Here is an 11,168-nt window from a genome sequence, read left to right on the forward strand (position 1 = left end):
ACCGACCGTCTGGAAAATAACGAATTGATCCACGCGGCGCATGTCCCGCGCCAGCATGCCGGCTTGCCGGACAGAGATGGCCACATACCGTGCGGCACTGCCGTAGCCAGGCGTGTGGTCGGTGCCAAAGAGGTCATTATCGACCGTTTTGGGAATGCCCACCCCGAGCATCGGATAGTTTCGCTTGCGGCAGAACTCTTCCAGGCGGTGGATGGTGTCCATTGTGTCGTTTCCGCCGATGAGGAACACATACCGGATATTGAAGCGCTGGAGTTGCTCCAGCAAGCGAGGGAAATCCTCATCCCGGAGTTTGTAGCGACAGCTCCCGAGGGCGGAACTGGGTGTTCGCTTGAGGGCTTCGATTGTTTCGGGAGCCTCCTGATAGAGGTCGATGACGTCACTTTCCAGAAAGCCCTGAATGCCAAACCGCATCCCCAGACAGCGTTCGATCTCCGGATATTGGCGGCAGGCTTCGATCACACCGCAAAGACTGGCGTTGATGACGGCCGTCGGACCACCGCTCTGACCGACAATCGCGTTTCCCCGCATCATGGAGCATTTCTCCTTTCTTGTGAAAGTTGACGCGAGCCCTCCCGCACAATCCGCTAATGCTCTCGACCAATGTCAGAAAAAAAATGTGTCTGAGCCACGCCAAACTGAACAAGCTCACAGAAAGGACGGCGTGGGCTCAAGATAATCCAGCGTCAACAAATTTCTTGAGGAATTCTTTTACTTTGCCCCCCGATGGTGCCGGCGTCAAGCCCACAGGTCCGGCGACATGCGGACGCGTTGGAAGGGTAATCAGTCCCAACCTAATTGGGTGCTGTAACAGTCGGTCACTGTTTTTCTTCCCGGCACAATCCGCTCGGTTACACTTCCTTCAGAGCCTGGCCGAGAAGCTCCCGAAAGACGCGGGCGTTTTCTACTGCGTGGGCCTCATAATCGTTATTGAAGAAGGCGTACACTGTGCGGACAGGGGAAGTCTTGGCCGCCTGAACCACACGTTCGACCCACGGTTGGAGCTCTTCCTGTGAGTAATCGTAGCGATAGAGCTGGCGTCCCAGCCCGTGGAACCGTAGATAAAGGAAATCCGTTGTGGAGATGATCTCGTCCGGCAACCGGGGATGGCTCACCGCGACAAAGGCAATCTGATGTTGCCGGAGGATCTTTGCCGCTTCGGCATCCCACCACGAAGCATGTCGGAATTCCAGAGCGTGGCGGACATGGGGAATCGCCGTAGCTTCCTCTTTGAGAAGAGTGAGAAAACTCTCCAGGCGAGGCAGGTCAGGCCGAAACGAGGGGGGAAGCTGCCAGAGAATCACTCGCAGTTGCCGGAGCGGCGCCACCCGCTCGACGAATTCCCGTAGCTCAGCCTGGCAATCGTGGAGCCGCTTCAGATGGGTGATGCGGCGGGATCCCTTTGCCGCTACATGGAAATCGTCCGGCATTCGGCGGTTCCACCCGGTAATCATGGAAGCGGTGGGCAGACGGTAGAAGGTGGCGTTGATTTCTACCGCGTTAAACTGGGTAGCGTAATACTCCAGTCGGGCCGGGCCTTTTACTTCTTCGGGATAGAACTTGCCGGTCCAGTCATCGTAAGTCCAGCCGGACGTGCCGATTCTCAGCTCCGGCGGGAATCCGTCTTGAGCAGATTGACGCTTACCCATCGGTGCGGCCTGCTAATGAACGGTCGATCGTCATTCGCCGCGCGACACGGTCAGCAACAGTCATAGGGATGATTGTATTTGCAACCATCGGGGCGCGTTGGAGAAAGGCCGCAGCAGTCGTCCGGTGCCCGAAAAAGGGACAAAAGCGGTTTGCTACTGCCCGGTTACCTTGATCGTGCCAAGCACAGGGACTTTGAGTTGTTCGTACCCGGACAGGTTCGTCTCGATGACGATTTCTCCGTGGATAGGGCCCGCTGTTTCGTCCGCCGTAAAGCTCACAGGAATGACCTGGACACTCTTTTCCGTGTCCGGTAACACAAAGCTGAATCGCTTATCGGGGACCTGAAGTCCCGTTACCCGGAAAGGGACCCGCGCTTGAACGACGAGGTTTTTCGTGACGGTTTGCCCGGGCGACAACGTTCCCAGTGCGAGCTGCGACGGCTGAACGGTGACCTGGGGAACCACCGAACCTTCCACCGGCAGTACGAGTCGTCTGGCTTCTTCCAGAGTGTCATTGGTGAAAAGCTCAATTTGCTCCTGGAGATATCCTGCCGGGGCACTGGGTTTGAGGGTAACCACCAACTGGTAGGTTACCTCGCCGGCACCGCGTCCCGTCTGGTTGATTTGCACTTCGAGGAACTCGGCGCTGGGGACGGCCTTGACGATTTGCCAGTCACTTCGTCCTGCATACAGAAGTTTGACAGTGCGCTCTGCAGCGGTGCCTTGAGGCACGGCATTAAATAGGACGACACCCGGATCGAAGACGACGTCGCTGCGAATGTAGACGTAGGTGTGCAATTGCACCTCGGCCGGGTAGGGCTTGTCGAATGTCACCGTAATGGTGGCGTCCTTACGGCCCAAAAAGCCTCGCGTATCCACCGTGGCGATGATGGCACCTGTTTCGAATGTCTTGAGGGTGTCCTTTGTAATGCGGGGCTGCGTGCACCCGCACGAGGTTCTTACCGAAGCGATGTGGACGTCTTCCACATAAATATTCTTGAGCGGAAAAACATGTTCGACTTTGGCGCCCCGGGCAACCATTCCAAAATTGTGGCTGGTATGGTCGAACATGGCCTCCGCCCACTTTTGTGCCCGGGCGCTGGCTGACGCGAAAAGAAACACAGTGCCGAAAGCTGCAGTCAATATCGTCCGTGTTGCGGTGGGCATGGTGGTGGTCACTCCTTTTTTGGATTCCCCGAAGGATGGATCAAGAGCATCCTGGAGAGCCCCGGCAGAACTACAAAGGTTGTGGCCCCGAAGCTGCATTGAAGCGAACAGGGCATCCTGCGGACCGAGCAGTACGGTCGTTCACCGCCGATTTCTGCGTAAAGGATAGCGACTTTTGCGACCGGAAACAACGGCAATCCTAACCCAGGATGTACCGGTATGTGAGTGTGTTAAAGGGAGAGGTCACTAGAACGAGCCTGCCGCCGCAAAAAAGAAGCCCGGCCGAATGCCGGACGGCCGGAGCGAACAGCAGGAGTCGCTATTTGCCGCAGTAGTCGATAATGCGGGCGAGTTCGGATTTCAGTTCCGGCCGACGAACGATCCGATCGATGAAGCCGTGCTCCAGGAGAAACTCACTGGTTTGAAAGCCTTTTGGTAATTCGATCCGGATGGTAGCCATGATCGTGCGAGGACCAGCAAAGCCAATGAGCGCCTTCGGTTCGGCGATGACGACATCTCCCAGAGAGGCAAAGCTGGCCGCCACGCCACCCATCGTCGGATTTGTGAGAACGGAGATATACAATCCGCCAGCCGCGTCGAATCGAGCAAGGGCCGCCGACACCTTCGCCATCTGCATGAGGGAGAAGACCCCCTCCTGCATACGGGCTCCCCCACCGGAACCGGAGACGATGATGAGGGGGAGTTGTTCTGCCTGAGCCCGTTCGATCAGCCGCGTGAGCTTCTCTCCCACGACGGAGCCCATGCTTCCCATCATGAAGGCGGAGTCCGTCACACCGATCGCCACCCGGCGCGCCCGAATCATTCCCGTGCCCACGACCGCCGCGTCCCGCAGGCCAGTGCGTTCCTGCTCACGGCGAAGTCGCTCCCGATAGGGCATTTTGTCAACGAATTCAATGGGGTCACACGGTTCGAGATCGGCAAACCACTCCTCGAACGTGCCTTCGTCGAGAAGTTGCCGAATACGTTCCCGAGCCGAGACATACCAATGGTAATCACACTCTGGACAGACACCGAGGAGCTTGTCCACGTCTTTGCGGAAGACCGTAGCTCCGCAACCTGGACAGCGCAACCAGAGACCGGCGGGTACCCCCCGTTTGGGACGTTTGGTGAGGCTTTCCCAGCTATTTGCGCCCTGAGACTGAGAAACGGCTGAGGCGGACGGATTTTCCGACATGGCCTTCAGTATTCCTTTGCTTTATCTGGTGCCGTTGCGTTTGTGACCTTCCCACCCGTCTGATGCAGCCGGGAAAAGGCTTTTTCCGCTGCCAACCGGGCGAAAAATGCTCCGCTTCACCTTCCAATCGGCCGCAATTGCTTTCCTCAATTAGCCAAATCCTGCCCGCAACCATCAAAGTATCCCCGCGCCGGCGAAGAAACTCAACCCCCCATTGTGGTTTGGGGAGAAAATACTCTAGCGGGACAGGGCAGGGGACGCAATACGGAAAATTTTGATGATCTGGGCATTGCGCAGTCCCTGTGATCGCACATTTTGGCACCTACGCCACACGCCGCGAGTTCCTTTCGTTCGACGCCTTGAATTTGCAGACCATTTGAAGAAAAATCTACGGCGGCCGGGGAGAGTTAATCACTGACCGCAAAAGGACAGAGGGATAACCGCTGACCTTGTTGCCGGGAGACACGTCATGCGTCGCTTCATGTCTTTCCTGACCCTTGCGCTGGGTTTTGAGTTTCTCATAGCGAGTTCCGTATGGGGACAGGTGATCTCTTCACCCCCGGACCCAGGCAGTGGGATGCGCGGCCTTTTCCGCTCGGGATCTCCTTCAACTCGGCCCTGGGTGTACTGGTTCTGGCTGAACGGCAATCTCACCCGCGAGGGAATCGAGGCGGACCTCCAAGCCATGCAGGAGGCCGGAATTGGTGGCGTTTTGATCATGGAAGTCGATCAGGGGACGCCTCCTGGTTCGGTACGGTTTGGTTCCCCGGAGTGGCAGGAGCTGTTTTACTTCATGCTGGCGGAAGCGGGCAAAAGAAAAATCCAGGTCAATATGAACAATGATGCCGGTTGGACCGGCAGCGGAGGACCATGGATCAAGCCAGAGCAGGCGATGCAGCGGATTGTCTGGTCTGAAATCACAGTGGAGGGTCCGCAGGCCGGACAAATCACTCTTCCTCAGCCGTCAGTTGTTGAAAATTATTACCGTGAGGTAGCGGTACTGGCTTTTCCGCGTCCTGCCAATCCTGCCCGGATCGACGGAATTGCTTACAAGTCGCTGGCCCAGGTGCCTGGTGCCACCCTCGTGGTTCCTGGTGAAGTTCCCGAGCCACCGGCCAACCAGGTCATCCCAGCAGAAAAAATCGTCGATCTCACCGGCAAGATGGATTCGGAAGGCCGTCTCCAGTGGAACGTACCGGAAGGAAAATGGACCATCCTCCGTTTCGGTCACACGCCGACCGGTGCTCGCAACCACCCATCTCCCGAAGAAGGTCGCGGACTGGAATGTGACAAGCTCAGTCCAGAAGGTGCGGATGCAGCTTTCGAAGGTCTGATGGGCCAGTTATTAAAGAACTGGCCGAAAAACCTGCGCCGGGGAGGTGTGCTCATCAGAACGCATATCGATAGTTGGGAGGTGGGCTCGCAGAACTGGACCGCCCGCATGCCTGAAGAGTTTGCCCGGCGACGGGGTTATGACCTCCGTCCCTATTTGCCGGTGATCGCAGGGTATGTGGTGGGCAGTCGGGAGATCTCCGAGCGGTTTCTCTGGGATTTCCGTCAAACCATCGGGGAACTGGTTCTCGAGAATTACGCGGGACGATTCCGCAGCCTGGCCAGAAAAAATGGCCTGGAACTGACCATCGAAGCCTACACGACGTGCCCTGTGGACGAACTCGCATATGCGGGTCGGGCGGACGAGCCGATGGGCGAGTTCTGGTCCTGGTCGAAATATGGAGCGGCTTTCAGTTGCACGGAGATGGCCTCCGCCGCGCACGTCTATGGCAAGAAGGTGGTAGGAGCTGAGGCTTTCACGGCTACCGATGCCGAACGCTGGCTCGGGCATCCCGGCAATATCAAGGAACTGGGCGACTGGGCATTTTGCGAGGGCATCAATCGCTTCGTGTTTCACCGCTATGCGATGCAACCGTGGACCAACCCGCCGCGTATGCCTGGCATGAGCATGGGTCCGTGGGGTCTTCATTACGAGCGCACGCAAACCTGGTGGTCTTTGGTCCGACCGTGGCACGACTATCTTGCTCGTTGCCAGTACCTGCTCCAGCAGGGGCTGTTTGTTGCCGACTTTTGCCTGCTAACACCTGAGGCCGTTCCGCAAACCTTGGCCGGACAAACCGCGATCACGCGCTTCGGCCGTCCTCGGGAACGCGGGCCGTTCAATTACGACTTTTGTCCTCCGGAAGTGGTTCTCACCCGGATGGCGGTTCAAGATGGTCGGTTGGTTCTTCCGGATGGAATGAGCTATGCCGTTCTCGTTCTACCTCGCGTGGAGAGGATGACTCTGCCTCTTGTCCAGAAGATTACTCAATTCATCAAACAGGGAGCCACGGTCATCGGCGGCCCGCCGACCAAAACGCCCGGGCTCGCCGGATATCCCGATGCTGACGCGGAGCTTCGCAAACTGGTGGAAGAAGTTTGGGGAACAGCGAAGGCCCCGGGCGAGATCACGGTGAGAAACTACGGGAACGGCCGAATCATCTTTGGCGGACCATTCTCTACCGCCGGAGGAGCTTCGGAAAATCCCGGTTTTGACCAGGCCCAATGGGTCTGGACCACGGAGGGCAAGCCGACCAGCGCGGTCCCGGTCGGTCATCGGTATTTCAGACGGGTCTTTGAACTTCCGGCGGATGCCAAACTCAGCGCAGCCTGGTTGGTGATCACGGCAGACAATGAATTCGAATGCAAAGTGAATGGCCGGCGGGTGGGCCGCGGTGATGATTTCCACCGGCCTTATCGCATGAATGTGACAGGCCATCTTCGGCCAGGGAAAAACCTCCTCGCAGTGGATGCGTTCAATGCAGCGGACTCTCCCAACCCGGCCGGACTCATCGCGGCCCTCCATCTCAAGTTTGACAACGGGCAGCAAGCAACGATTGTCACCGATAAACAATGGGAATGGGCAGCGTCACCACCGCCCGCCTGGGACAATGATCCCGCAGCCCCCGGTGACTGGAAACCCGTCCAGGAGGTTGGGCCACTTGGAATAGCCCCCTGGGGCGATGTGAGCGACGTGGGCGCGGACCCCAATCTCATTCCCGATTTGGATGAGGTTTTTGCCCTGGCCCCGAAGCTGGGTCTGATTCCCGACTTCCGCTACGAAACGGTCTCCGGGGAACAGGCCCTTCGTTATATCCACCGACGAATCGACGACATCGACGTATACTTCGTCGCCAATAAAACCGCCCATCCGATCGACGCATTGTGCTTTTTCCGGATGAAGGACAAGCGGCCGGAACTGTGGTACCCCGAGACCGGGGAAACGGTAGCACCCGTGGTGGTCTACCGAACATCGGAAGAGGGGACGGAGCTACCGCTGCACTTGGAAGGCTACGAATCGGTGTTCGTGATGTTTATGCCGAATCCTCCGATCCCCGAGTATATCGTCAGCATTCTCCATGAGGGTCGCGACGTCGTTTGGCCCAGTGAGCAGCGGGGCACTATCCTTATCCGCAAGGCCTTGTATGGTGTTCTGGATGATCCACAGCGGACGAGGAATGTGACGGAAAAAATCCAGCAGTGGGTTAACGAAGGCCGGCTGAGCTTTCAGGTTGCTGAGCTTGCTCAGGAAGATGACCCCGCTTATTTGATCGTGAAACGCTTGATCCTCGACTATGAGGTGGATGGTCAACCCGGGCACATCGAAGCGACTGATCCGGAAACTGTTCAATTTCCCAAAGCCGCCGTGCGGGAGCCTGTGGTGAAGCTGTTTTCGATTGCGGTGGGCCGGTACGAGTTAGCCGTCTCGCAGCCGGGAAAATACACCGTCAAAACGTCCCGCGGCCGGGAAATCTCGTTCACGGTCCCGCAACTGCCTCCCTGCCCCTCGCTTTCAGGTAAATGGGAGGTGCGGTTCCTCCCGGCGTCCTCCCAGCCAAAGTCGATCACGCTGGAAAAGCTGATCTCGTGGACGGAGTTCCCGGAGCCCGAGTACCGTTACTACTCAGGCCGGGCGGTGTATTCGACAGAAATATATTCGGAACCAACGAGTCGGAGTACTATGCGGAGTAAGAGGATCGTGGAGCTGGACCTCGGCGATGTGCAAGTGGCGGCTCAGGTTTCTGTTAACGGAAAGCCCGTGGGTGTTGTGTGGCATCCGCCGTATCGCATCGACATCGGGAGTCATTTGTGGCCGGGCACAAATACGCTGGAAATCGAGGTGGTCAACTTGTGGATCAATCGCATGATCGGAGACGAACAACTGCCAGAAGATTCCGAACGAAACCCAAATGGGACGCTCAAGCGCTGGCCCGATTGGCTGCTCCGCGGAGAGCCCTCACCTACCGGACGGCAGACGTTTACCACCTGGAGATTGTGGAAAAAGGATGATCCGCTTCAGCCTTCCGGCCTCCTTGGACCGGTTCAGGTTCGGCAATGGGTGCCAATCCTCATTTCCCTTGAACACCAGACACCCGAGGTCATGCCGGGGCAATGAGATGAGGCGTCCCGTGCGTAAGACGCAGATCGCACTTTGAGATGAGGAATCGAGGCCTCAGCAAGACCTCATCTTCGCGGTTTCCCGATCATAGCTTCGAATTCCTCTTCGGTGATCGTGGGAACGCCGAGGGCCCGCGCCTTATCCAGCTTGCTGCCAGGATTTTCCCCCACCAGCACGAAATCCGTATTCCGTGAGACACTGGAGGCCGCATGGCCGCCCAGCCGTTCAATCAGCTCTTCAATTTCCTGTCGGGTGTAATTTTTGAGCGTTCCCGTCACCACGATGCTCTTGCCTGCGAGCGGCTTGGGAGCAGATTCCTCTGGCACGTCCTCAGTCATCTTGACTCCGCAGCGGCGGAGCTCCTCGATGATGTGCTGACCGCGTTCGCTGTGAAGAAAGTCATAAACACTCTTCGCGATAATGGGGCCTATTTCGTTAATCTGGGAAAGCTCTTCAACAGTGGCTCGACGGAGGCGGTCCATGCTGCGGAAGTGCCGCGCCAGGATGGCCGCCACCTTCGTGCCCACATGCCGAATCGCCAGCGCCGCCAGCAGGCGCGCCAGTCCACGGTTTTTGCTTTCCTCGATATTCTTAAGCAACTTTGTGGCGGACTTCTCTCCCATGCGTTCCAGTTTCACCAGTTGATCCTTGGTCAGCCGATAGAGATCGGCATAGCTGCGGACGAGTCCCTTTTCCACAAGCTGGTCGATTAGTTTTTCACCCAGTCCCTCGATATCCATGGCATCGCGGCTTGCGTAATACCGCAGCCTTTCTTTGATTTGTGCTGGGCATTCATGATTGGGACAGCGGATGTAGACCCCGCCCTCATCACGCACCAAGGGGGTGTTGCATTCGGGACAATGCGTGGGGAACTTGAATTTGGGCAAAGGCCGTGTGCGTTCGTGCTTTTCCACGCGCACGATATGGGGAATGATTTTGCCAGCCTTTTCGACCACCACCACATCGCCGACCCGGACATCTTTGCGCTCGATTTCGTCGGCGTTATGGAGGCTGGCATGGGCCACCACGGTTCCCGCCAGAAGCACCGGCTCGAGATCGGCCACCGGCGTGACGACTCCCGTTTTCCCTACCTGCACCCGAATGTGTAGCACCCGCGTTTTCGCCTCGTATTTTTCGAACTTGTAGGCCATGACCCACCGCGGACTTTTTGCTGTGGCGCCCAGCCGCTCGCGTTGATCAAAGCGGTTCACCTTAAGGACGAGGCCGTCGATTTCAAAGTCCAGTTCGTGAAGGTGCTCGATCTGTTCCTCGCAATACGCGATGGCCTTCTCGATATCGTCAAAACAGGCAACTCCCGGCGGGATGGGAATTCCCCAACCTTTGACTTTCTCCAGAAACTCCATGTGCGTCTTCACATCCAATCCCTCGGAATACCCCAGCCCGTGGGCAATGAACCGCAGTCGCCGCTGAGCGCAGATGCGGGGATCGAGAAGCCGGATGCTTCCCGCGGTGGCGTTGCGGGGATTGGCAAACAGAGGTTCACCGCGTTTTTTCTGTTCCTCGTTGAGTTTGACGAGGTCGGAGTTGGTCATGTAGACCTCGCCGCGGATTTCCACGATGGGGGGATGTCCTTTTCCGAGCAGCCGAAGCGGCACTCCGCGGACGGTGCGGATGTTGTGCGTCACATCGTCTCCCACGAATCCGTCGCCGCGCGTGACCCCCCGGACAAGTTGTCCGTTTTCGTAATGAATGGCCACCGCCACCCCATCGATTTTCGGCTCCACCACCCATTCCACCGGCTCGCCATTGAGGAGCTTCTGAACCCGCTGGGCAAAATTCCGCACCTCCTGAGCACTGTAGGTATTTTCGATCGACAGCATCGGGACTCGGTGCGGGACCTGCTGAAGCGTGTCAATCGGCTGTTCCCCCACACGCTGCGTGGGACTGTCCGGCGTGATCAGCTCCGGGTGCGCTTCCTCGAGTTCACGAAGCCGCTGCATCAAGCGATCGTATTCCAAGTCCGAGATTTCCGGCGAGGCCTCCACGTAATACTTGTAATCGTGGTAGCGGATCAGTTCCCGGAGACGCTGGATTTCCTCCGCCACATTCTCGCTCATGGCGCACCCTTTCCCTGTTGGCGATCGTTGCCTGCCAGGCTACGGACGGACTGATCACATCAGAACAGAGAGAATAACCGTCACACTACGGTCAGCCGCAAAGAGACACTGTACCAACCAGCCCGACCAAATAAAAGCCGCTCGTAGAATTGGCGAAAACTCTTTGTCGGACAATTCCGGCCCACAAACGGTATGCCGTTTTAGTCAACGGCCGTCAATCGCACCCGCAGGCCACCACGCAGGAAACCGCCCCACCCCGCATGGCATTGGGAATGAGACACAAAAATCGCAACGGTTCAGGACCGGTGTTGCGAAACTGATGAGGGACACCGCCCGGCACGAAGACGACCGATCCCGGCCCGATTGGGAATTCTCGGCCGTTTTGAATGACGATTCCGCGCCCTGAGAGCACAAACACCTCGTGTTCGTAATGATGCTGATGATGGGGCGTATGTCCGCCGGGCGCCACCTCAAACTGACGCATCGTGAAATTGGGTGCCCCATCGGGCTCCCCAATGAGGTGGCGCATCTTGCACCCCTGAGCACCTTCCATCGTCACCTCCTGAAGAGGGATTTCTTCAAAATGGACAACTTTCATGGAAATTCTCCTG

Annotated in this window: 7 protein-coding genes; 1 reads left to right on the plus strand and 6 read right to left on the minus strand. The window is 57.5% G+C overall.

The window, feature by feature from the left end; translation table 11 throughout:
• The 4 genes from ABJK56_RS16630 to accD form a co-directional block, all read right to left on the minus strand.
• On the minus strand, positions 1 to 552 hold a 552-nt coding region (locus ABJK56_RS16630; RefSeq protein ID WP_347245798.1), incomplete at its 3' end, for a 6-phosphofructokinase.
• 317 nt (positions 553 to 869) lie between these two features.
• A complete protein-coding gene (locus ABJK56_RS16635) occupies positions 870 to 1,667 on the minus strand; it encodes a DUF72 domain-containing protein (RefSeq protein WP_347245799.1) in 798 nt (265 codons plus the stop codon).
• A gap of 153 nt (positions 1,668 to 1,820) precedes the next feature.
• On the minus strand, positions 1,821 to 2,834 hold the full coding sequence (locus tag ABJK56_RS16640; RefSeq protein ID WP_347245800.1) for a DUF1573 domain-containing protein: 1,014 nt from the start codon (positions 2,832 to 2,834) through the stop codon (positions 1,821 to 1,823).
• Between the two features lie 319 nt (positions 2,835 to 3,153).
• A complete protein-coding gene (accD, locus tag ABJK56_RS16645; RefSeq protein ID WP_347245801.1) occupies positions 3,154 to 4,029 on the minus strand; it encodes an acetyl-CoA carboxylase, carboxyltransferase subunit beta in 876 nt (291 codons plus the stop codon).
• Between the two features lie 469 nt (positions 4,030 to 4,498).
• Between accD and ABJK56_RS16650 the strand changes: the two genes are divergently transcribed.
• The gene (locus ABJK56_RS16650; RefSeq protein ID WP_347245802.1) at positions 4,499 to 8,476 is read left to right on the plus strand and encodes a glycosyl hydrolase; all 3,978 of its coding nucleotides are present in this window, start codon (positions 4,499 to 4,501) and stop codon (positions 8,474 to 8,476) included.
• Between the two features lie 68 nt (positions 8,477 to 8,544).
• Here ABJK56_RS16650 and ligA read toward each other — a convergent pair whose 3' ends face one another.
• A complete protein-coding gene (gene ligA / locus ABJK56_RS16655) occupies positions 8,545 to 10,557 on the minus strand; it encodes an NAD-dependent DNA ligase LigA (protein WP_347245803.1) in 2,013 nt (670 codons plus the stop codon).
• A gap of 214 nt (positions 10,558 to 10,771) precedes the next feature.
• The coding region (locus ABJK56_RS16660) for a cupin domain-containing protein (RefSeq protein WP_347245804.1) at positions 10,772 to 11,168 on the minus strand (397 nt) is incomplete at its 5' end.

The sequence above is a fragment of the Thermogutta sp. genome, from assembly GCF_039793925.1.
GTDB lineage: Bacteria > Planctomycetota > Planctomycetia > Pirellulales > Thermoguttaceae > Thermogutta.

Coding starts and splice junctions, on each gene's coding strand:
- ABJK56_RS16640 (WP_347245800.1), bottom strand. CDS start 2,834: ATGCCCACCGCAACACGGACGATATTGACTGCAGCTTTCGGCACTGTG.
- ABJK56_RS16650 (WP_347245802.1), top strand. CDS start 4,499: ATGCGTCGCTTCATGTCTTTCCTGACCCTTGCGCTGGGTTTTGAGTTT.
- ligA (WP_347245803.1), bottom strand. CDS start 10,557: ATGAGCGAGAATGTGGCGGAGGAAATCCAGCGTCTCCGGGAACTGATC.
- ABJK56_RS16635 (WP_347245799.1), bottom strand. CDS start 1,667: ATGGGTAAGCGTCAATCTGCTCAAGACGGATTCCCGCCGGAGCTGAGA.
- accD (WP_347245801.1), bottom strand. CDS start 4,029: ATGTCGGAAAATCCGTCCGCCTCAGCCGTTTCTCAGTCTCAGGGCGCA.